At 36.4% G+C, this 23,523-nt stretch carries 20 protein-coding genes; 7 read left to right on the top strand and 13 right to left on the bottom strand.

Annotated features, from left to right (window positions below):
* Positions 1-4 precede the first annotated feature (4 nt).
* Together MP478_RS07255 and MP478_RS07250 are read left to right on the top strand one after the other, a co-directional pair.
* A complete protein-coding gene (locus MP478_RS07255) occupies positions 5-1,366 on the top strand; it encodes an MATE family efflux transporter (protein ID WP_230035521.1) in 1,362 nt (453 codons plus the stop codon).
* A gap of 85 nt (positions 1,367-1,451) precedes the next feature.
* Complete coding sequence (locus MP478_RS07250) at positions 1,452-2,276, top strand: GLPGLI family protein (RefSeq protein WP_257200044.1); 825 nt, start codon at positions 1,452-1,454, stop codon at positions 2,274-2,276.
* Between the two features lie 204 nt (positions 2,277-2,480).
* On the opposite strand, the gene MP478_RS07245 is transcribed toward MP478_RS07250, so the two are convergent.
* The gene (locus MP478_RS07245) at positions 2,481-2,984 is read right to left on the bottom strand and encodes a GNAT family N-acetyltransferase (protein WP_257200043.1); all 504 of its coding nucleotides are present in this window, start codon (positions 2,982-2,984) and stop codon (positions 2,481-2,483) included.
* Between the two features lie 316 nt (positions 2,985-3,300).
* Entirely contained in the window at positions 3,301-3,864 is a 564-nt protein-coding gene (locus MP478_RS07240) for a Crp/Fnr family transcriptional regulator (protein WP_257200042.1), read from the bottom strand.
* A 76-nt stretch (positions 3,865-3,940) separates the two neighbouring features.
* On the opposite strand from MP478_RS07240, the gene MP478_RS07235 reads away from it, so the two are divergent.
* The gene (locus tag MP478_RS07235) at positions 3,941-4,630 is read left to right on the top strand and encodes an HAD family hydrolase (protein WP_257200041.1); all 690 of its coding nucleotides are present in this window, start codon (positions 3,941-3,943) and stop codon (positions 4,628-4,630) included.
* Positions 4,631-4,704: 74 nt separating this feature from the next.
* Here the strand turns inward: MP478_RS07235 and MP478_RS07230 are convergent, their stop codons facing one another.
* From MP478_RS07230 to era, 3 genes are all read right to left on the bottom strand, one after another.
* Positions 4,705-7,107, bottom strand: a complete 2,403-nt coding sequence (locus tag MP478_RS07230; protein WP_257200040.1) for a prolyl oligopeptidase family serine peptidase — start codon at positions 7,105-7,107, stop codon at positions 4,705-4,707.
* 144 nt (positions 7,108-7,251) lie between these two features.
* The gene (locus MP478_RS07225; RefSeq protein WP_257200039.1) at positions 7,252-7,680 is read right to left on the bottom strand and encodes a DoxX family protein; all 429 of its coding nucleotides are present in this window, start codon (positions 7,678-7,680) and stop codon (positions 7,252-7,254) included.
* A gap of 67 nt (positions 7,681-7,747) precedes the next feature.
* The gene (gene era, locus MP478_RS07220) at positions 7,748-8,623 is read right to left on the bottom strand and encodes a GTPase Era (RefSeq protein WP_230035508.1); all 876 of its coding nucleotides are present in this window, start codon (positions 8,621-8,623) and stop codon (positions 7,748-7,750) included.
* A 327-nt stretch (positions 8,624-8,950) separates the two neighbouring features.
* On the opposite strand from era, the gene MP478_RS07215 reads away from it, so the two are divergent.
* Positions 8,951-9,514 (top strand): Crp/Fnr family transcriptional regulator, encoded by a 564-nt coding sequence (locus MP478_RS07215; protein ID WP_257200038.1) that lies wholly within the window; start codon positions 8,951-8,953, stop codon positions 9,512-9,514.
* Positions 9,515-9,622: 108 nt separating this feature from the next.
* A complete protein-coding gene (locus MP478_RS07210) occupies positions 9,623-9,955 on the top strand; it encodes a multidrug efflux SMR transporter (RefSeq protein WP_027375222.1) in 333 nt (110 codons plus the stop codon).
* 166 nt (positions 9,956-10,121) lie between these two features.
* Here MP478_RS07210 and MP478_RS07205 read toward each other — a convergent pair whose 3' ends face one another.
* The 5 genes from MP478_RS07205 to gpmI all read right to left on the bottom strand — a co-directional run bounded on the left by MP478_RS07205 (position 10,122) and on the right by gpmI (position 14,980).
* The gene (locus MP478_RS07205) at positions 10,122-10,889 is read right to left on the bottom strand and encodes a class I SAM-dependent methyltransferase (protein ID WP_230035504.1); all 768 of its coding nucleotides are present in this window, start codon (positions 10,887-10,889) and stop codon (positions 10,122-10,124) included.
* A complete protein-coding gene (gene map, locus MP478_RS07200) occupies positions 10,889-11,698 on the bottom strand; it encodes a type I methionyl aminopeptidase (RefSeq protein ID WP_230035502.1) in 810 nt (269 codons plus the stop codon). Before map ends, MP478_RS07205 begins: the two co-directional genes overlap by 1 nt.
* Positions 11,699-11,782: 84 nt before the next feature.
* A complete protein-coding gene (locus tag MP478_RS07195; RefSeq protein ID WP_209799831.1) occupies positions 11,783-12,214 on the bottom strand; it encodes a BT0820 family HAD-type phosphatase in 432 nt (143 codons plus the stop codon).
* A 97-nt stretch (positions 12,215-12,311) separates the two neighbouring features.
* On the bottom strand, positions 12,312-13,289 hold the full coding sequence (locus tag MP478_RS07190) for an acyl-ACP desaturase (protein ID WP_257188897.1): 978 nt from the start codon (positions 13,287-13,289) through the stop codon (positions 12,312-12,314).
* A gap of 149 nt (positions 13,290-13,438) precedes the next feature.
* The gene (gene gpmI / locus MP478_RS07185) at positions 13,439-14,980 is read right to left on the bottom strand and encodes a 2,3-bisphosphoglycerate-independent phosphoglycerate mutase (RefSeq protein WP_257188898.1); all 1,542 of its coding nucleotides are present in this window, start codon (positions 14,978-14,980) and stop codon (positions 13,439-13,441) included.
* A 215-nt stretch (positions 14,981-15,195) separates the two neighbouring features.
* Between gpmI and MP478_RS07180 the strand changes: the two genes are divergently transcribed.
* Entirely contained in the window at positions 15,196-15,519 is a 324-nt protein-coding gene (locus MP478_RS07180) for a translation initiation factor (RefSeq protein WP_047495705.1), read from the top strand.
* 2 nt (positions 15,520-15,521) lie between these two features.
* Here the strand turns inward: MP478_RS07180 and MP478_RS07175 are convergent, their stop codons facing one another.
* Both MP478_RS07175 and MP478_RS07170 read right to left on the bottom strand, forming a co-directional pair.
* Positions 15,522-16,421 (bottom strand): leucine-rich repeat domain-containing protein, encoded by a 900-nt coding sequence (locus MP478_RS07175; RefSeq protein WP_257200037.1) that lies wholly within the window; start codon positions 16,419-16,421, stop codon positions 15,522-15,524.
* A 50-nt stretch (positions 16,422-16,471) separates the two neighbouring features.
* On the bottom strand, positions 16,472-18,625 hold the full coding sequence (locus tag MP478_RS07170; protein ID WP_257200036.1) for an alkaline phosphatase PhoX: 2,154 nt from the start codon (positions 18,623-18,625) through the stop codon (positions 16,472-16,474).
* Positions 18,626-19,007: 382 nt separating this feature from the next.
* Between MP478_RS07170 and MP478_RS07165 the strand changes: the two genes are divergently transcribed.
* On the top strand, positions 19,008-21,359 hold the full coding sequence (locus MP478_RS07165; protein WP_257200035.1) for a PDZ domain-containing protein: 2,352 nt from the start codon (positions 19,008-19,010) through the stop codon (positions 21,357-21,359).
* 152 nt (positions 21,360-21,511) lie between these two features.
* On the opposite strand, the gene MP478_RS07160 is transcribed toward MP478_RS07165, so the two are convergent.
* On the bottom strand, positions 21,512-23,341 hold the full coding sequence (locus tag MP478_RS07160) for a cytochrome-c peroxidase (protein ID WP_257200034.1): 1,830 nt from the start codon (positions 23,339-23,341) through the stop codon (positions 21,512-21,514).
* Between the last annotated feature and the right edge of the window lie 182 nt (positions 23,342-23,523).

Raw genomic sequence — 23,523 nt, 5'->3', positions numbered from 1 at the left:
TATTATGAATTTTTTAAACAAAAAATATACGAAAGAATGCCTGACTCTGGCTCTGCCTGTCATGCTGACCCAGGTAGGGCAAGTCTCAGTAAATTTATTTGACAATATCATTGTCGGACAACTTTTGGGAGCGGATGCACTAGCCTCTGTTTCATTAGGAAATGCCGTATTTTTCTCAATCTTTGTACTGGCACTTGGATTTTCATTTGCTATACCTCCATTGGTATCGGAAGCACATTCAAAACAGGATCATGCAACCATTAATTCTGTTTTCAGTCATGGATTTGTGATCAATATGTCCGTAGGAATTATCCTGATGGTGGTCTTACTTCTGGCAATGCCACTACTCTATCATTCCGGGCAGCCTGCAAAGATCATCCCAGATACTGTAGACTTCTTAAGTATTATGGTCATCAGTATGATCCCATTTATGGCTTTCCAGACTCTTCGTGAGGTTTCTGAAGGGCTGTCCTATACAATTGGGGTTACCAAGGCTACCATCATTGCCAATATCATCAATATTGCTTTGAACTATGTATTTATCAAGGGACTTTGGGGGCTTCCTCCAATGGGCGTAAAAGGATCTGCTCTGGCAACACTGATTTCCAGAATCTTTATGGTTGTGTTTCTTTATTTTGTATTGGTTAAAGAAGAAAGAACCAGACGTTATATCAAAGATTTCTCTTTAAAAATACAGGATTTTTCAAAGAAAATGTTCGATAAAATGATAAAACTAGGCCTGCCAACTGCTTTACAGATGTTCTTTGAAGTAACGGCTTTTGCCGGGGCAGCTTTCATCTGTGGACTTATTTCTGCTCATGATATTGCTTCACACCAGATTGCACTCAGCATGGCTTCATTTACCTTCAACTTATGTGTAGGTTTCAGTGTTGCTTCTACGGTAATGATCGGGAGAAAACTTGGTGAACAGAACTTTGTGGAATTAAGAAAAGTGGGAATTAATAATTTGAAGATCGCCTTTATTTTTATGTGCATCTGCGGACTGGTCTTTATTTTAGGAAGAAATATACTGCCTACTTTCTTTACTAAAAAAGAAGAAGTGGAAGTGATTACCCTGGCCTCAAAGCTAATGATCATTGCCGCTTTATTCCAGCTTTCTGATGGAATACAGGTAACGGCACTGGGAATGCTGAGAGGGTTACAGGACGTTAAAATACCTTCTATTTACACCTTTATAGCGTATTGGGTCATTACTATTCCTTTAGGGTATTTCTTTTGTGTAACCTTAGAAATGGGAGCCTTCGGAATGTGGATCGCTCTGGGATTAGGCTTAACGGTATCTGCCGTCTTCCTAGTCAAACGATTTTTAAATATGTCTGCGAAAAGAGTTAAGCAGAATACCTAAATAAAACGTATTAATACATCAACGCAGGGCTTAAAGCTCTGCGTTTTTATTAGATTTTATTACATTTGCCTCCTAATTAATTATCATGAAAAAAATAGTATTCCTGCTTGCTTTATCCGCAGGATCTTTTTACCAGGGGCAAACCAATAGATTCACCTATGAACTTCAGTACCGGAAAGATGCTTCAGAAGAATACAGAAAAAATATGATGAATCTGGATATCAATCCAAAATCTGTTACATTTTATGATAAAACCTTTGCCGATTATGACTCTATAAATAAACAGGCTCATGAAGCCATTTCCCGCTACAGTACAAAAACCGACCAGGTCATCGAAAGAAAACCCGATTCTTTCAAAAACAAATGGTACAGAGACTTTTTTGATTATTTTGTTGTAGAAACAAATGATGAAATGAAATGGAAGCTGCTGCAGCAAACCCAGCAATACAACGGCTATACACTTCAGAAAGCTACCACAGATTTTGGAGGCAGAACCTGGAACGCCTGGTTCTCCAATGATGTGAATATCAAGGAAGGACCTTATAAATTCCGTGGACTTCCGGGCTTGATCTTTATCCTGGAAGATACCGACAAAAATTTTGTGTATAAACTGATCAACAATAAGAAACTTGATACTTATTATGATACCAAAGACTTTGTGGAAACCCATTATGGAAAACCTGCCATTCCTATAACGAACGAAAAATTCAATACATACATTGCAGATATTTACCAAAATCCTACGAGAATGTTTTCAGAAAATATAAAAAACGGGCAAAAAGCAACTTTTAAAAATGAAAGCGTAGAATCTATCGAAGAACTTAATAAGAAAAAAGAGATGCTTCAAAAAGGTATTAAAGGACGGTATATCTATATTGAAAAGGATAAGGAACCGGTATTCAAAAATTAACTTATACTTTATTATAAGAAGTAATCTCGTTATGAAACAAAATCAGTTGTTTCTTACTAAAAAAACAACTGATTTTACTTGATATACTTAAGTTTATATTCTCGCAGATCTTAACTATATTGCGTAAGTTCTTCTCAAATATCTGCTTAATCTGTAAAATCAGCGAGAAATCATTCAAAAAACATTTTGAAATAGCATCAATATTTATCCAATCTTCTTTCCCAGGATCTTTAAACTTCTTTCAATTCCATCCAGAACGGCTACGTTAGGAAGGGTTCCCCAATCTTCAAATCCAAAGTGCCGGAATAGCTTTAAACTGGGTTCGTTATGAAGGAATATAAGCGCCACCAGATTATGGACTCCGAATTTTCCGGCATTATCAATACAATACTGAAGGATTGTTTTTCCATAGCCTTTTCCTCTGCAGCTTACATCCAGATAAATGCTTACCTCTACCGTTCCGCTGTACGCAGCTCTTTCATGGAATGAACTGAAACTTACCCATCCTATGACCTGGTCTTCAGAATCTTCAACGATCCAAAGTGGTCTTGTTTCAGGGTTATGCTCCTCAAACCATTCTTGCTTACTTTCCACGGATACTTCTTCCATATCTGCAGTTACCATTCTTGAAGCAATTGTTGAATTGTAGATGGCTACAATTCTATTTAAATCAGCCCTCTCAGCATTTCTGAACTTTAATTTTTCCATTGATATCGATTCAACTTTTTTCAATACAAAAATACTAAATTTTAAAACCACCCCCCCTTAATAAATAAGGGCATCTTTTATAAATTTCAACATTTAAACAAACAAACCCCTAATATTTAACATAGATTTCAAAACAACAAACCTATTTAAACTAGTTGAAAATTGAGTCAAAAGCTGAGTGAAAAACTATAAACACTTTAGTTTATTTTAAGCGTAAACTGATTGAAAATAAAAAGTACACGTAAGCAAAAAATCTTTGATTTTTTTTAAACTTACGTGAGCTTTAGTGAGCTTGTTTTCATAGCTTTAGGTTGTTTTATTTCAAATCTTTTAAAATCCTGTTTAAACTTCTCACCGTTATTCCCAGATAAGCTGCCGTGTCTTCTTTAGAAATTTGAATACCTTGTTTCTCCTGCATTTGCATGAGCTGGGTTAAAGTATGTTCTATCGTATACAGCTGCTGATAAGACGCTCTGCTGGAAGTATTAATAATCCGTTCTGCGAAGGATTCCAACAGTAGGTTATTCAGACGGAGATCATTTTTAATCAAGGACCTGAAAAAAGAAATATTTACTGCATAAACTTCTACTTCTGACAAAGCTTCAACACTGCATAAACAATTGTTATTTTTGATCACCTCTACTTCCCCGATAATTTCTCCGCTACCCAAAAATTCAACAATATATTCTTTCCCGTTTTCTTCCATTAAAAAACACTTGGCAACTCCTTTTTTAATCAGGATAACGCTGGAGAGCGGCTCACCCTGTACCGTTATTTTTTTGCCTCTGGAAAAAGATTTTATGGCAATATGTTCCTTATTCTCCTGTTTTGTGTAAAGATCTTCGAGATAGTTTAAAAATGTATGATTCGTTCTTAACATGCTGGTCCAGGACAAATGTCCTTGGTTGATTTATTTTTTATGTTGAATTTTGTCGACAGAAAATTACGAAACTAAAATGAATAATCACATAACAACCATTGCCTTTGATGCCGATGACACCCTATGGATCAATGAACCTTATTTTCAGGAAGCAGAAAAAGAATTCTGTGTACTTCTTGAGGACTATTTGCCGCAACATTCAATATCTCAGGAACTGTTTAAAACCGAAATGCAAAACCTGCATTTATATGGATATGGGGTAAAGGGATTTATGCTGTGTATGATTGAAACGATAGGCAGAGTTTCAAACAACATCGCTTCTCTGCAATTAATAAATAAGGCCATTGAGCTGGGTCAGGACCTTTTGCAAAAACCTATTGAACTTTTGGATGGAGTAACGGAAACTCTTGAAAGCTTAAAGGGAAAATACAGACTGGTTGTGGCTACAAAAGGAGATCTTTTGGATCAGGAGCGTAAACTGAAAAACTCAGGATTACAGGAGTTTTTTCATCATATTGAAATCATGAGTGACAAGAAAGAGAATGATTATAAAAAATTACTGAAGCACCTTGACTGCCAGCCGGAGAACTTTTTAATGCTTGGAAATTCTGTAAAATCAGATATTTTACCGGTACTTAAAATTGGAGGATCGGCAGCTCATATTCCTTACCATGTTACCTGGAGCCATGAACAGCATGATCTTCAGCTGGAGCATGAGCATTTTATGGAATTGAAAAGCATTGATGAAATACTTACATACCTGTAGAAAGGTAACCTTCAATCATTATAATGCTTAGTATACATACAAGAAGGCTGTTTTTCAACAGCCTTCTTTTTTTATTATTTCTTCAAACACTTTTCAAGGAACTGATCCTGCTCCCATAAAAGATGTAGGATATTTTCTTTCGCCTGGTATCCATGCGATTCTTTTGGAAGAAGAACCATTTTCACCGGTGCTCCCAGATTTTTCAGAGCCTGGAAATATCTTTCTGTCTGTAATGTGAAAGTTCCCGGGTTATTGTCTGCGTCACCATGCACCAAAAGAAGGGGTGTTTTCATTTTATCTGCATTCATAAACGGAGACATGGTATTGTAGATCTCCGGAATATCCCAGTAATTTCTCTGCTCACTCTGGAATCCAAAAGGGGTCAGCGTTCTGTTATACGCTCCACTTCTAGCAATACCACAGGCAAAGAGATTGGAATGTGTCAACAGGTTCGCCGTCATGAAAGCGCCATAAGAATGTCCTCCAACAGCCACTTTCTTTTTGTCGATATATCCCAACTGATCTACAGCATTGATAGCCGCATCGGCATTGGCTACCAGCTGAGGAATGAAGGTATCATTAGGCTCGGTTTTTCCTTCACCAATGATTGGAAAAGCAGCATCATCCAAAACAGCATATCCTTTTGTTGTCCAGTATACGAAAGAACCGTAATACGGGAATGTAAATTCATTTGGATTCTGGGTATTTTGTCCTGCTGTATTTTTATCTTTATATTCTGTAGGATAAGCCCAAATTAACAGAGGAAGCTTTTCTTTCTTCGCTTTTCTATCGTAGTTTGCCGGTAAATAAAGTGTTCCAGTCAGAGTAACGCCATCATTTCTTTTGTAGGTAATTACTTCTTTATAAACATCTTTAATACTCTCAAAAGGATTGGCAAAATGAGTTACCGTTTCTGTTTTATTGGACTTAATATTCTTTTTAAAATAGTTCGGATACAGACTTGGCGATTCCTGAGTGGTTAAAATCTCTCCTTTTGAAGGATTAAGAATATCAATAATACTCTCTTTCGCATTTTTAAGGTTGGAGGTATACAGTCTTTTTTTCTTCAGTGATTTCACATCCATTTCATCAATAAACGGATGTTGGCCATCTTTTGTAAATCCGTCGCCAATAAGATAAGCTTTACCTCCTTTCAGATCAATAACAGATTTTCCATATTGGTTTTTTACTCTATTAAATTTCCCCGGATCACTGTAGACATCCTGATAATTTCTGTCTTCAATTATTTTGGATTCGTTATTATTAAAATCAACAAGGAAAGATTTTGTATTTCTGGTATCATACCAGCCTTCAGAAACTACGGCATAATGATCATTGGTCCAGTCTACATCTTCATACCTCTGTTTTGTTTTGAAGAATGATTTCGGAGCGGCAGTAAACGGAGCCTCCCACATAAAGATTTCATCTCTGTATTCCGAAGCTTTAGATTGGTCTCCTCCATCAAGTGCTTCAGCAAATACCAATGTCGAAGGGGCATCGCTTCTCCATGACAGGTCTCTTTTTCCTGTTCTTACTGATGAAAAGCCTTTCGGCATAATCTCATTCAGGGGAACTTCATTTACCACTTTTACAGCGCCTCCTTTTATATCGTAAACCGTTGTCGTTATAGGAAATCTGCTTAAAGGAACAATATATGAGAATGGTTTCTTAAGAACTGTTGCCATTAAATAATTTCCATCGGGAGAAAAGCTTAAGCCGGTATACATATCCTGATCTTTTACTTTTTTAAGGCCTCCGTTCAGGTCAACACTGTATATTTCAGACGCTGTAAGAACCTCAAAATTCTTTTCATCCTGTGGATTCTTCAAAAGGTCCTGGTATGTTCTGTTCTGAGATACTTTTCCATCGGCTGTAGAAACAATAGGTCCTGTTGGAAGATCTTTGCCTGAATCAATTAACACAGGCCTGTTTTGAGGAAGGGTTTTGATTAATAAGCTCTGTGAATCATTGTACCATACGTACGGTGATCCTAAGTTGGCATTCAAAATATCTCCGGTAATTTTCCTTGCAGTAGCCGTTTCCATATCTACAATCCAAAGTTCCACTCCTTTAGCAGTTGTGTTGGTAAAAGCCAGTTTTTTTTCATCCGGAGAGAATGAAGTATATGTAATTTTAACATCTGCCGGTAAATTCTTTACCTGAACCTCATTCTTATCATTAATCTTCCTGATTTTAAGGTTATTCAGGTAATTGGCAGTGCTTGCAATATTGGTAACCGGATTAATCCTCAGTCCGCCCAGTTTCATTTCCTGCTGGCTAAGATCGCTTAGTGTCTTATACGTAGGACGGTACATAAAAACAACCCAGTCTTTTTTGCTGTTCATCAGCACACCGGGCGGTCTATCATAGTCTGCAAGCTTAAGAATTTCTGCAGACGGTTTTTGATAGGTAATATTTTCCTGTGCATCATAAAAATTGAGAAATGCCAGAAGGCAAATAGTCAGTTTTATCTTCATAAAATCATTTTTTACGAATTTAGTGATTTTAAATAAATTTTTAAACACTAAGTCACAAGATCCTCCATAAATCCCATTATATCGGTAATGGAAATAAAAAAAGAGCATTAAACAATGCTCTTTTATATCTTTTTTGAAACCGGCTTACCAATCTGAAGCCCGTTTTCTTTTTTCTATCATATGATCTACTGAAAACTTTCCTGCACCAAATGCTGCTAACAGAAGATACACAGAAAGATAAACAAGACTCAGCTCTCTCTTTTCAAAAGGATCTGCGCCATGAATAAAAAAGCCAGCAACAGCCATTGTAAAGATTAGAAATCCTAAAGAGATTCTTGTGAAAAGCCCTAATATCAGTAATATTGAACAAACAAATTCCGCAAATACCGTAAGAATCAGGGAAATCTGAGGCCCTAATCCGATAAAATCAAAAAACTCAATTTTACCGCCTTCCAATAACATCTGAAGCTTTGGAAATCCATGAGAAAGCATTGCAAAACCTACAAAAACTCTCACTGCAAATAAAACAATATCTTTAAGTATTGAGCTGGAATTTGAATTAGTATAGTTCATTTACTAAAAAATTTAGACTAAGGTAATAAAAATCTTTTAATACAACGGGATTACAGCGTTTTTTAGTCTATCTGTAACCAAAGTTTTTTAAATCTCTGTCATTTTTTCGCCAATCTTTTTTCACTTTTACGAATAAATTAAGGTGAATTTTCTTAGAAAAGAATTTTTCAAGGTCTAATCTTGCTTCAGTCCCCACTTTTTTAATAGCCTCACCTTTATGCCCAATAATAATTCCTTTTTGGGTATCCCTTTCTACATAAATAATAGAATCTATAAAAATAATTCCTTCTTTTTCCTTAAACTGTTCTGTAACCACTTCTACAGAGTAAGGAATTTCTTTATCATAATTCAAAAGAATTTTCTCACGAATAGCCTCATTTACGAAAAACCTTTCCGGCTTATCCGTATACTGGTCTTTATCATAATAAGGCGGGTTTTCAGGTAGTAAAGACTTTAATTTAGGTAAAATAATCTCTGTATTGAAAGCATTCAGTGCAGAAATAGGCAGAATCTCCGCTTTCGGAATTTTATTGTGCCAGTCTTCTACTAATTTTTCAAGCCCTTCCTGTGTAGTCTGATCAACTTTATTCAGTAAAAGAAGGACAGGAACAGGAATTTTATTCAGTTTATCTATTAAAAACTCCGAAGGTTCTGCTTTATCGGTAACATCTACAATAAATAGGAAAACATCAGCATCCTGTAAAGAATCCTTTACAAAATCCATCATTTTTTCCTGAAGACCATATTTTGGATCCAATACTCCCGGAGTATCAGAAAATACAATCTGTAGATCCTCTTCATTATAAATCCCAAAAATTCGGTGACGCGTTGTCTGGGCTTTCTGCGTTACAATCGCTAACTTCTCCCCCATCAACTGGTTAAGAAGAGTCGATTTTCCGGCATTGGGCTTTCCAACTATATTTACAAATCCTGCTTTGTGCATAAAAATATTATTACGAACTGCAAAGTTAGTAAAAACAAAATTGGTCTTGGTGTGAATCTCTATATTTAAAAAGAAAAAAGAGAGTTATTGAGCGTTATACTGCATTACAAAAAAGAAATTTTAAAGGGAACCTGATAGGAAAGATTAAACGTTTATACTTACCTAAGTCTACGATCAATCATTAGAGCAGCCCATAGCATATAATTCAAAGGATAATACATCAAGAATTTTATCAACTTTTATCTTCTTTAAACCTAAAAAAATTATAAGATTATTTTGCATTACATTACTTAAAACTGATACTTTTGAATATTAGAATTCATATGTATGAATATAGACCAGATTCTTGATCAGATTTATCTCCTTCCTGAAGCCTCAAAAAAAAGTTTAAAAGAACATATTACCGAAGTTTCTCATCCTAAAGGTTTTTGTCTGATGGAGGCTGATAAAGTAATCCCCTATCTTTATTTTATCCGCAAAGGTATTGCCCGTGCCTATGCCAGCACTTCAGAAAATGACATTACCTTTTGGTTTGGAAGTGAAGGCCAGTGTATTCTTTCCATGAAAAGTTATGTAGAGGATAAGCCCGGTTATGAGAGTATTGAACTGCTGGAAGACTGCGAATTGTACCAGCTGGAAACGGAAAGCCTAAAGAAACTGTTCAATGAGGACATTCATATTGCCAACTGGGGAAGAAAATTAGCGGAGGCCGAAATGATTAAATCTGAGGAACTGATCATCTCAAGACAGTTTAAAACATCTCTGGAACGTTATAAGGATCTTATGTTTTATCAGTCTGATTTACTGAAAAGAGTTCAGCTGGGCTATATTGCATCTTACCTCGGAATCACCCAAGTGAGCCTGAGCCGGATACGGGCAGAGATTAAGTAGTTTGAACCGGATTATATAATTCCTTCTATTCCCAATCGCATTTTTTAACAATTGTAAAATTTTGTCTGCTTTAAAATTCTGAAATTTGCAGTAGAAAAATTAACAAAAATGAATTGGATCATATTGGTTATCGCAGGATTATTTGAAGTTGCTTTCGCTTCATGTTTAGGAAAGGCAAAAGAAACATCAGGAACGGAAATGTACCTTTGGTATACCGGCTTTCTGATCACGATGACTATAAGCATGCTTTTGCTGATCAAAGCAACTCAGACACTGCCTATCGGGACAGCGTATGCCGTGTGGACAGGAATTGGCGCTGTAGGAACAGCTTTAATGGGAATTTTCTTCTTTAAAGATCCTGTAAGCTTCTGGAGAGTATTTTTTATTGTAACGCTTATCGGCTCTGTTGTAGGACTGAAAGCTGTTTCTTCTTCACACTAAGATTCGACCTTAAAAAAGCATATAAACTTCTATCTATATTTAAAATGGAACCGTCTTCTGTATGAGGGCGGTTTCGCTTTTCTTACCCAAATTTTTTCAGTATTTTCTGCTTCCATTGCTTTTGGTTTATCCTTAAAAAAACCTGCCAAAAATGGGCAGGTCTTATTTATTTTTTGAAAACCAGAGGTAAGATTTCGTTCTCTCTTAGTCCGTATTTTTTGATTTCTTCCTGTGGAAATTTCTGAGAATAGAAATTCACTTCTGTTTCGAAACCTGCTTTTTTCAAACGGTCAAAATAATCCATCCCATACCAGCGGACATGGTCATATTGTCCAAAATGTTTCTGACGTTCTTTCGGATCTTTAATGCTAAAATCTTCATAGGTTTTTTCCAATGAGTTTTTCATCGGGACCTGCAGTATTCCCCATCCCCCGGGTTTCATCACCCTGTACAGTTCACTCATTGCCTTGGCATCATCTTCAATATGTTCCAAAACATGATTACAGAAGATAATATCAAAACTTTCATCCTCAAAAGGTAAATCCAGGATATCTGCCTTTACATCTACAATCGGGGAATACAAATCTGCTGAGATATAATTCAGATTGCTCATCCTCTTAAATTTCCTCAGGAATTCCTGTTCAGGAGCAATATGCAGAACTTTATAGCTTTTAATAAAAAAATCAGTCTCATTCTGAAGATATAGCCACATCTGGCGGTGTCTTTCCAAACTCAGTGTTCCCGGAGAAAGGGCATTCTCTCTCTGCTTTCCATATCCGTAAGGAAGAAATTTCCGATAAGACCTTCCATCTATAGGATCAAAAAACTGATCTCCTTTAAAAAACTGATAAATAAGCGGCCTTGCCCAGATGCTCATTTTGATAAGCATCGGACGCGGAATTTTATTCAGTAAAAGTTTCGTTATTTTTTTCATTAAAAATCCAGCTGAAACTGCTTTTCTTCGTCGCTTTGAATTCCTAAAGCTTCGTAAATATATTGGAATGTAGAAAGCAACACAGGTTTACCGTTGATTACAGCCACATCATGTTCAAAGTGAGCAGATGGCAGATTATCTAAAGTAGTTACCGTCCATCCGTCATTATGGAATTTCACTTTTTCAGTTCCAAGGTTAATCATCGGCTCAATAGCAATAGCCAGTCCGTCTTTAATCACTTTTCCGCTTCCCTGTCTTCCATAGTTTGGCACCTGTGGATCTTCATGCATTTTTCTCCCTAAACCATGCCCTACAAGCTCTTTTACCACTCCATATCCTTCTTTTTCACAATGGGCCTGGATAGCATGGGAAATATCACCGATTCTTTTTCCCCTTACACACTGTTCAATTCCTTTATAAAGAGATTCTTTACTCACCTGCAGTAGTTTTTTCACTTCAGGTTTTACTTCGCCAATTTCAAAGGTATAAGCATGATCTCCTACAAAACCGTTCAGGATTGCTCCACAGTCTACGGAAAGTACATCGCCTTCTTTTACAATATCCTTGTTGGGGAAACCGTGAACTACCTGATCATTCGGAGAAATACACAGTGAGTTCGGAAAGCCTCCATATCCTAAAAACGCAGGCTCTCCTCCATGATCCTTAATAAAATCATGAGCCAGTTTATCCAAATATAAAGTATTTATTCCGGGTTTAATTTCTTTAGCCAACATTCCCAATGTTTTAGAAACCAATCGGGCGCTCTCCTTCATAAGACGCAGTTCGTCTATCGTTTTTAATTGAATCATTGTATTAATTTACCAATGTATTAATGTATCAGTGTAACAATATTGATTGATAAAGGTACACTGTTAAATTGTTATATTTTTATTTTACCAGAAAAGTCCTTTTTTCTTTTCTTTTTTTAGTTTTGAATAGGCAAGAACTTCTCTTCCTTCTACACGGAATTCTATTCTTTCCTGAATAATATTGTAGATTTCACCCCATCCAGGAAATCCCCCTAAATTCCGGTCATCAATAAACCAGTCTGCATCCAGTTTTCTGGATTGATTTTCAGAATCGAAAACTTCTCCTTCAAAGCTTGAATTTACGGCATAAAATTCTACGCCGTTTTTTTTGCAGAATTCTACTGCTTCATCTAATGTTTTTCCGTGTCTGTATGTCCAAAGGATAAGTCTGTATCCTTCTGCCTGAAGTTTTTTTAAGGTTTCAAAAGCAAAAATTTTTGCTTTTCCAATTGCCGGATATGCATCATCTACAATCGTTCCGTCAAAGTCAACGGCAATCTTTTTATTATTTAACATTTTGTTCTTTTTTTAGCTTGGCAAAGATAAGAAATAAAAAAGAGTGCCAAAAAGAAAGGCACTCAATACTTTTATAATTTAAAAAAATCTATACAATTTAGCTCTTCACCCAGTTAAACTGGAACTGAAGATCCGGTGTAGAAACTCTGTCTGTAATCTTCTGAAGTCTTGCAGGAAGCTTCATTAAATATTCCTGAGCTTTTTCTGCTTTTTCTGTAAGCCCTTTTACGTGCTCAATTTTCCATTCATCCAACAGATCTTTCATGATATTGATATAATCATTACCTGTATATACCATACATCTTTGTGCAGCATCTGAAAAATGTCCCCAAAGTTCTCCTGCTTTTTGCCCTGACTGTCTCATCAGGTGAGCTGGCATTACAATTTTCTTACGCATCATATCTTCAAAGGCAAGAATCATTTCTGAAGGGTCAATTTCAAGGATTTTAGCCACGAAATGTTTGTATGCTTTAGCGTGTCTTGCTTCATCTGCAGCAATTACACCACACATTTTAGCCAGCTTTCCGTTTCCGGATTGTTTAGCCAAAGTACCTACTCTTCTGTGAGAAATATTAGTTGCTGTTTCCTGGAAACTTGTATAAATGAAGTTTCTGTATGGATCCATACTCGTTCCTAAATCAAACCCGTCATTGATTAAATACTGAGTGGTAATTTCTACTTCTCTCATATTTACTCTGCCACACAGGTATAGATATTTATTCAGTAAATCGCCGTGTCTGTTTTCTTCTGCTGTCCAGGCTCTCACCCAGTTCGCCCAGCCCATTTTTTTTTCCTGGTCTACTCCATCTACACCCATTAACCAGGACTCATAAGAAGGAAGAGCCTCTTCCGTAATACAGTCTCCAATTAGAGTTACAAATAAGTCGTAAGGCATCTCACGGGCAAAAGTCTGAATTTCCTCTAAATCATGTTTAAAGTCATCGCTTGACGGATCTGGCAGGTAATCGGAAGGCTGCCAAATTTTTTCAATTGGCGTTAAAAATTTATCCAGAAAAGAACCTACTTCCTTTTCCAATATTCCCATTACTTCTTTCCTAACAAGCTTTTGATACATTTTACTATTCAGTTTTTAATTAACAAAGATATGATTTATTTATTATTTATGGCATAATAAAGTATGCAAGTCATACCTTATCTGATATATATCATAAAAAATGCCATTATATGATTATAACGGCATTTTTTTATGAATATTATTGAATTTTAACTAACTAAAATCTCTCCTGTCATAGCAGCCGGTATTTCTACGCCCATTACATTAAGGATGGTAGGCGCTACATCACCCAGTTTCCCGGGTTTTAAATTCCAGGTTTTATCTTTATCCATTACGATAAAAGGAACGAGGTTGGTTGAATGCTGTGTGTTTGGAGTTCCATCCGGATTAATCATTACATCTGAGTTTCCGTGGTCAGCCAGTATAAAAACAGCATATCCGTTTTCATAAGCAGCTGTAGCCACTTTTTCAATGCACTGATCTACTACCTCAGCCGCTTTTACAGCCGCTTCAAAAACCCCTGTATGACCTACCATATCTGTATTGGCAAAATTCAGACAAACGAAATCAGCCGTTCCATTTTCTAATTCCGGTACAATAGCACTGGTGATATCATAAGCTGACATCTCCGGCTTTAAATCATAGGTAGGAACATCTTTTGGGCTTGGACAAAGTAATCTTCTTTCTTCCTTAAATTCTTCCTCCCGTCCTCCCGAGAAGAAAAAGGTAACGTGAGGATATTTTTCCGTTTCGGCAATTCTGATCTGGGATTTTCCGTTTCTCTCAAGTATTTCCCCCATGGTTTCTGTTAACACATTTTCGTCAAAAACAACCTGAACATTCTGGAATGTTTTATCGTAATTCGTCAACGTAATATAATAAAGGTTGAGTTTACGCATAGAAAAATCCGGGAAATCTTTTTGTGAAAGAACTTCTGTAATTTCTCTTCCCCTGTCTGTACGGAAGTTGAAACAGATCACCACATCATTATCTATAATCTTCGCTACCGGCACTACATTTCCTGTAGCGGTAGTATTCATCAGAATAATTGGTTTAAGGAACTCATCGGTTACATTATGATCATAAGAATCCTTAATAGCAGCCAGGGCATCTGTAGTCTGTAAGCCTATTCCTGCCACAAGAGCATCATACGCTAATTTTACACGCTCCCATCTCTTATCTCTATCCATGGCAAAGTATCTTCCTACTACCGTTGCCAATTTTCCTGTAGTAGCTTCCATATGCTTCTGAAGCTCATCTATAAATCCCAGCCCTGAATGTGGATCACAGTCTCTGCCGTCTGTAAAGGCATGAACAAAAACATTTTCGTTCAACCCGAATTCTTTGGCAGCAGATAATAATCCTTTTAAATGATTGATATGGGAGTGTACTCCTCCATTGGATACCAATCCCATAAAGTGTACTTTTTTATTTTCTCTTTTTGCATATTCAAAAGCATCCTGGATCACTTTTTCCTGTCCCAAGGTTCCGTTTTCAACGGCCATATTGAGTTTTACCAGGTTTTGATACACTACTCTTCCGGCACCCAGATTCATGTGGCCTACTTCAGAGTTTCCCATTTGTCCTGCAGGAAGTCCCACTGCTAAACCACTTGCTTCAAGTGTGGTGTGTGGAAATTTTTGGTAACAGCTGTCTATAAATGGTGTATTTGCTTTATCTATGGCAGAAACATTTGGGTTTGTTCCCAATCCCCATCCGTCAAGGATTGCCAGTATTGCTTTTTTCGACATTTCGTATAACTTTTGTACTACAAATTTACCTAATTTCCGATGAATAGAAGAATTTGAAGGCTCGAATTTTATTGATTATTGATCATCAGGATGATATCGCAGGTAATACGGAAATGATCAGATGAATTTCTATCGAATGAAAAAAGATCATTTTTATCATAAAATTTCAGCTTCAATTCCCTTCATAAATCAGTAAATCTTTTTAATTTTGCTTTATGGATTTACGAGATCAATTGAAGAACCTTTTTCCTGATCATGATGAGCAGGATTTTGAAATGCCTGAAGAACAGTTCAAGCAGAAAGAACCTTTGGTATGCAAATTTGAAAAAAAGGGAAGAAACGGAAAGCCTGTAACGATAGTTGAGGGTTGGGAAGGCAGCGAAGAAGACCTTAAGAAAATTTCAAAGAAAATAAAAACCACCTTAGGAATAGGCGGTTCTGAAAAGGATGGGACAATTATCATTCAGGGTGATAACCGTGATAAAATCATGAGTATCCTTAAAGATATGGGCTATAAAACCAAGCGTGTTGGCGGATAGGTTTAGAAATAAACCTGAGCTTCCGGCAATAAGGTTTTTAATTTTTCAATTTTAGATTTTTCAATAGGATTTCCTATAAGAATTAATGTTTTAAGATTTTTTAACTGTTGAATTTCTACAGGAATATCTTTCAGGTTATTGTTGGCCAGGTTCATGCTGACTATATTTTTTAATCCTTTTACTTTGGATGAAATTTCGGTAATATGATTATCACTTACATTCAGAAATTCGAGATTATGAGATTTATATAGATTTTCCGGTAGTTTTACAATGGCATTCTGCTGAAGTTCAAGGTATTTTATATTTTTAGGAAAAGACAGGTTTCCAAGATCATTGATCTGGTTGTCAGAAAGGTTTAAAAATTTCAGATTTTTAATCTGGTCCAAACGGTCTCTAATAAAACTGATCTGATTCCCCTGGAGATTGATTTCTTCCAAAGTCGGAATTTCCATCAATGCTTCGGGAAAAACATTCAGGTTATTGGCATCAAGATGAATGGCTTTTAAGTTTTGAAGTTTGGCTACATTAGGATTAATGCTTGTCAGGCTATTCAAATTGATAGAAAATGTAGTAAGCTTTGTAAGCTTCCCTATTTCGTCCGGAATATATTTAATGCTGTTTTCATTAACATTTAAGATCTCCAGTTCTTTGAGCTCAAACAGCTCCTGATCCATTTTTTCAAATTTATTAGCCATCATATTCAGAAAAAATATGGAATCCAGCCTGGTAATCTGGGGAGGCAGATTAAATAAGCCTTTTTCTCTGAAGCTCATACTGTAAACAGTTTTTTTGCTGTTTAAAGCATCTTCAATATTCGTGAAGGTAGGATATTTAACGGGATCGATCTGGGCTTTTGCCAGAACGAGAGAGAAAATAGAAATAAACAGTATCGATTTTTTCATAGATAAAAATGTCCGCCGGCAATACTACCGGCAGACAAAAGTTTAATTATTTATTTCTTTAAAAGTTTTACTGTCTTCTGGAATCCTCCTTCTGCTTCAATATTTAAAATTAAAACACGGGATGCTTCCAGCTGTGATGTAAAGTCTAGGTCCAATACTTTGCTTAAACCGTTAAACTTCTTTGTATAAACAATTTTTCCGTCCATACTGTAAGCGGTCACAGCAATATCTTTCAATCCTTTTTCAGAGTTTATTTTAACAACTCCTGAAGTAGGGTTTGGAGCTACGTTTACTGTAGTTTCTGCAGCTTTATTCTCTATAGTTCCCAAAGACCCTTCTATTCCTAAGTTTTCTTTAAGTGCAATCACAATTGTTGCAGATTTTCCTTTATAGTTGATTGTATTTCCAGTCGCGTCAATATCTGTAGAAATAGTAGAATCCGGATGCTGGATAGAGAAGAATCCAAATTTATGATCAGGAGTGAATGTAAGCCCTGTAGGTTCAGAACCAGACGGCATAGAAGCAAAGAGTCTTACTTTAGGATTAGCCTGCGTGTGGTCAGGAGCAATAACCCAGATATAGTTTTTCCCACCATCCTGAAGAACCCAAAGGTTTCCAAGCTCATCAAAGGTAAGGTTATCATTTCCGTCTCCCCAGGCTTCAGACATTGTTCCCTGAGCTGTATTGAAAGAATATGATGTAGAAGCTCCTCCTACAAATGTTTCCACCTGGGAAGCGGTAGCTCCATTATCCTGTAAACGGTATACTTTGTCTAATCCTTTTGCTGTAAAGTAGATCTTACCGTCTAATGGGCTGATATCTACATCTTCCACTCCATTGAACTTTGTTCCTCCATATGTTTGGGCAAGACTATTGGTATTGTTCTGGTCAGCCTTAGCTTTGTTTGGGATCTGAACCCATGTTGCTGTAGTACCCACCGGATCTCCCGATGTACTAAGTCCCTGATCTAGTTTCAATACATAAAGATTTCCTGAAGCCAGGTTATTCGGAGTATCCATTACATATTTGTATACCATGTGCGTTCCTCCATCTTCTCCGTAATAAGCAACAGTTCCGGCGGTATTGATCACAACATTTTCATGGTTCATGATTCCCATCTGCCAAAGTTTACCTTTAGTTCCGTCCTGATTTTTAGAAATCACCTGAGCTGTGGCAGGATCAATTTCAACAAGCCATCCGTAATCTTTATATCCGTCATTGTTCACATCACTGGAAGTAACAGATTCTTCAGCTGTAATCACTGTTCCCCATGGAGTAATTCCTCCTGAGCAGTTCCTGATTGTCTGTACCAGGCTAGGATCTGAAAAACTTACAGCTCTGGATTTTGTCAGCTGCCAAAGTTTGGTAGAGGTATTATAGTTGATTTCAGCCATGGTAACTCCTCCCGGATTGGTTTCATGGTTTACTGAAAGATATCCGTTTGTGCTGCTTCCGGTTTTCGGGACATAGGCCGTAAAGTCGTTCTGCCCTCCTACGAATCCTCCTCCTTCTGTATAGTTATCTCCTTCTTTCAGGATAAGCTGGTACTTATGCGCTGTAGGAATAATAAGCTTGCTCGTCTGTGCGGTAGGAACGATAGAGGTAAAACAGCTGATATGGGTTCCGTTACAAGTGGTAGCGGCAGGTATTGTCTTTAAATAAGCATCAATTCTAAGATCGGAACTTCCAGTACTTCTATTGTGTAACTCAACAGAAATTCTGTTCACTCCGTTTACAAATTTCGACTTTGGAATAGAGAAAATATTGTATACACTTTCTGCAGCACCATCAACAGTTGTACTTGAAAGTGTATTAAAAGTGACAGCACCGGCAGGCATATTATCTCTTACGACTTCCTCACCATTAAGATATACTACAATCCCGTCATCTCTCATTATTCCCAACTCCATATTATCTGAAAGTGTAGATAAATCAACCGTGAAATCCTTTGCAAAATAGGCTGTAATAAGACCTGTAGCACCATTATGTATGGTAGTGGTTACAGGATCACCATATCCTAAAGGACCATTTCCTGTGGCCCATGAAGAAATATCATATGTTTTAGTTTTCCATGCATCCGGCTGAGCCTGATCAAGGTCTTTGTAATTCCATGACGAATTTTTATTAAAAATAAAAGTCTGCGCCTGAATAGAGGTACCGGCAAGTAAAGCCAAAGCTCCGAGTGTGAGTAATTTTCTCTTCATTTTAATTTGATTTATTAGACCTTGCAAAACTATTTTTTTAGAGCTATCCTTCTGTTAATAGGACTTTAAATATAGATCGGGAAATATTAATTAATTTAGAACCTAATGTTAAGGGGATTAAATTATTGTTAATACTTACAGCTTTACGGACAAACTATAAGGGCTTATAAAGCTTAAATAGGTTAGTTATGAACCTCTCATTGATTGGAATAAATATTTTATAAAGTATTTAAAATTCTTTCGTAATTTACTGATAAACTATTCACAATTAATTACTTATATTAAAATTAAATCAAAAAACTATGAAATAACAAAAAAAATAATTTATTGTAATTAATAACTTTCAAATAGTTTAAAATATTCACTAAAACAACAAAACACAATGGAAAAAAAAATTATATTATTTTTTGCTTTATTCTCAATTGCAATTCTTCATGCGCAAACTAAATTATATATTTCTGTTAATGGTAATGATACTTATTCCGGAACTTTAAAAAATCCATTCAGAACTCCTGAACGTGCCATACAAGAGGCTGAAAAAATGACAGGAAAAGAGGTTATCATTTATCTGAGAGGAGGTATTTATTATTTACAAAAATCCCTCGTTTTACAGGATGGAAATTTGAAAACAAAGTCACTTCTTATCACCTCATATCCTGGTGAGCAAGCTGTTATAAGTGCCGGAAAATTGATAAAACCTGATTGGAAACCCTATAAAGATAACATCTATGTTACCCAGATACCCCAAAACAATACTTTTGAACGGTTGTTTATCAATGGACAGCTTCAGGTACTGGCCCGTTATCCCGATTATGATAGCACAGCCAGGGTTTTCAACGGAACCTCAGCCGATGCCATAGCTCCTGAACATATCAGACAGTGGAAAAATCCGAGAGGAGGTTATATTCACGGGCTCCATGCCGGAGAATGGGGAGGTTTCCACTATCAAATAACGGGAACTGATGAAAAAGGGGAACTTAAACTAGAAGGAGGCTGGCAGAATAATCGTCCATCTGCATTGCACAAACAATTTCGCTTTGTGGAAAATATTTTTGAAGAACTCAACAGTCCGGGAGAGTGGTTTTTCGACAAAGAAAGAAGCCTGCTTTATTACTTTCCAGCAAAAGGAATAGACCTATCCAAAGCACAGGTAGAAGTTTCTCACTTAAAAAACAGCATTGAAATAAAAGGCACTGCAAAAACTCCCTTATCCAACATAGAAATAAAAAACATAAGCTTTATGCATAATGAGCGAAGCTTTATGGATACCAAAGAACCTCTTTTAAGAAGTGACTGGGCCATTTATAGAGGAGGGGCTGTTCTTCTTGAGAATACTCAGGAAATAAAAATAACAGATTGTACATTTACCGAGGTAGGAGGCAATGCCATTATGATAAGTGGGTACAATAGAAATAATCTTATCAGCGGAAACCTTATTTATGGTGCGGGAGCCAGTGGAATTGCGTTTGTAGGAAATTCCAGCGCGGTTCGCTCTCCCTCATTCAGATATGAAGATTATATTCCTTATGAACAACTGGATAAGACTCCCGGACCAAAATCAAATCTTTATCCTCAACAATGTATTGCTGAAAACAATCTCATCCATGACATAGGAAGGATTGAAAAACAGTCTGCAGGTATCCAGATAGATATCGCTTCCAATATTACAGTAAAACACAATACCATATACAATACACCAAGAGCTGGTATTAATATTGGTGATGGTGCTTTCGGAGGACATATTATAGAATTTAATGACGTGTTCAATACCGTGCTGGAGACAGGAGATCATGGAGCTTTCAATTCATGGGGAAGAGACCGGTATTGGAGTCCTTCCAGAAAATATATGGACAGCATTACCATCGCACATCCTGAATTAATCTTACTGGATGCTGAACAGACCACGATTATCAGAAACAACAGATTCCGTTGTGATCACGGATGGGATATTGATTTAGACGACGGCTCTTCCAATTACCACATCTATAATAATGTACTTTTGAATGGTGGACTTAAGCTGCGTGAGGGATTCAAACGAAAAGCAGAAAATAACATTATGATCAACAATAGTTTTCATCCGCATGTATGGTTTAAAAATAGTGGCGATACCTTCTCCCACAACATTGTAATGATTCCTTATGCTCCTATAGGGATTGATAACTGGGGCAACAACATTGACTATAATCTTTTTTTCAATTCTTCTGCCATGGCCGCCGCTCAAAAGAGAAATACAGACCAACACAGTATTGCCGGAAATGCAACTTTTATCAATCCTCAAACCGGAGATTACAGAGTCAATAAAAATTCACCGGCATTGCATATAGGGTTTAAAAATTTTCCAATGGATGAATTTGGGGTGCAGCTTCCCAGACTCAAAAAAATTGCGGCTAAGCCACCATTCCCCATATTAACATACAATACTGATAACGAAAAAAATGTAGCATCAATCAGCTTTCTGAATGCATTAATAAAGTCAGTAGAAAGTAATGAAGAGCGATCAGCCTATGGACTGGCCGATGAAAATGGTGCTATTATTGTGAAACTTGAATCCAACAGCCCATTGAAAAAAGCCGGCCTGCAGGAAAAAGATGTCATCAGAACTATGGATGGTACAGAAATCAAAAAAGCAGCTGATCTGCTTAATATCTATCAGCTTTCCCAATGGAAAGGAGAAGTAAAAGTAGAGGCTATTCGCAATCAACAGCCTATACAGGTAAAATTGCTGCTAAAATAAAAAGAATAACAAAATTTTCAACAGTTATATTAACCTGAATTCTGGATAATTTGTTTCGGAAAGACTTTTGTACATCGATCGTTTGTTAAACCTTATAGGTTTTAAAAACCTATAAGGTTGTAAAGTGGAGCTTATTTTTTCCAAAATCCATATTATTTCGCTTTACTCACGTCGGTAAGAGCATTCAGGAAAGCAATAATCTGCTTGATTTCTGTTGGGCTAAGATTCAGTTTATCGGGAGCTAATGTTTGATTTTTCATTTTTAATCCTAAGCCTTCTCCTCCACCTTCGTTATAAAAATCGAGAACTTCTTCCAGCGTACTGAAAGCTCCATTATGGAAATAAGGTTTGGTAAGGGCAATATTTCTTACTGTAACAGTTTTGAATGAGTAATCATAAATCCATGATTTTTCTTTTTTCACCGGGCTTTTTCCTCTTCCAAGATCGGAATCGAGTTCTACAGGAAGCTGACTGACTGGTTTTGTTGTGATTCCTAATACTTCAGATTCGTTTTCATTGAAAAGCGGTGGTACTAAACCTGAAAAATGAGGGGCAAAATGGCAGGTAGCACAATTGGCTTTCCCCATAAATAAATTAAAACCCTTTTTAACATCTTCGGAAACCTCTTTTTCATTTCTCATAAAACGGTCAAAGTCACTGTCAAAAGAATACAACGAAGCTACATAAGAGCTTAAGGCTTTTGAGAAGTTTTCCTTATTGATTTTACCATCTTTAAAAGCATTACGGAATTTATTTTTATATTCAGGATCTGTTTTTAATTTGCTGATGATATTTTCATAGCTGGTATTAAACTCTTCTTCATTATAAATGACATGTTCAGCCTGCTGTTCAAGATAAAAAGCCCGAAGATCGTAGAAAAATCTTTTCGCAAAAACAGCATTATAAAGAGACGGTGAATTTCTTAAGACTGTTTTTCCTTCCATATTGCTTGGAGATTTTGCTGTAAGGTCTGTAAAAGCGTTTTCCTGAAGATGGCAGGTTGCACAGCTCATTTTCCCGTTACCACTAAGATTCTGATCGTAGAAAATGGATTTTCCAAGGTTTCTAAGAGAAGGGCTGTCTTCTGAAGATTTTAATAAAGTATAGAAATATGGATCTAAGAAATCACTGCTGAAAAGGTTTTTGTTACCTACATTCCAGCCTGAGAATTCTTTCAAATCGTCAGGCCTGCCGTCCCATCTTCCCAATTCTTCATATAATGGCTGTATATATTTTTTATAAAATTCTATCCTGTCAAAAGTTTCAAAATCTTTATGGGAAGACAGATAGCTGATTCCTTCAGTCAGAATCTGATTGGCTTTTCCAATATTGTAGTTTTTAAAATAAAGATCGTCACTGATATATTTTTTTATTCCCAGAAATGCAGAACGGGCTTCTTCAGACGTATTCAGAGAACCCGGAGTATCAAATCCTGTCACTCCCAAGGTGTAAATTCTGATCAGCTCTATACGTAAAGGCAACGTTTTATTATTTCCTCTGCTTAGTCCATTTTTTACGGTGCTCAGATAGAAATTTGAATAGCTCTTATATAAAAAATCAGTAATGGTTTTAATCTTTTCTTTTTCATTTGTGGCATCTTCGGAGAATATAAGTTCATCCAAAACCTGCAACCCTTCCGGTGGAAGTGTATAAGCTGATGTTCCGGCTGCTTCTATATGGAATAAAGGAGCTGCATTAAGGTGAGTTTTTGTAAATTCAGGATAATGATAGGCAATATAAAATTCTATTTCCTTGAATGAATTTCTGGTACTGCTAAGGGATTTTTGCAGTTCTTCAAGGGAAATCTTATCTTCAGAAAACCGATAAACATCTGATTTCAGCTGTTCCAGCTTACCCTTAAAGTCTGTTAATCCTTTATTGATAAATGTATTTTCGTTTTCCTTTCCTTTGTAAACCGGGTTAAAAGACATTACTGCAAACCCTATTAAAAGGATCACAACAAGCAATGGGTAAGATCTCATTAATTTTTAACGGCAAATCTATTAATCAAATATTATCTTAACTTTAATAGGAGATTAAAAAATGTTTATATTTATAGGTAACAGATTTTTTACTAATTTTAAACCCCGAAATCAAATTCATTATTCTAAGGAGAACGGTTCTTTCGAAAAAACCGGTGAAAAATAATGGTGAAGGTTACTGG

The sequence above is a fragment of the Chryseobacterium sp. WG14 genome (assembly GCF_024586945.1).
Taxonomy (GTDB): domain Bacteria; phylum Bacteroidota; class Bacteroidia; order Flavobacteriales; family Weeksellaceae; genus Chryseobacterium.
Note: the sequence above shows the minus strand (reverse complement) of the source record. Positions and strands in the feature narration are given on the sequence as shown.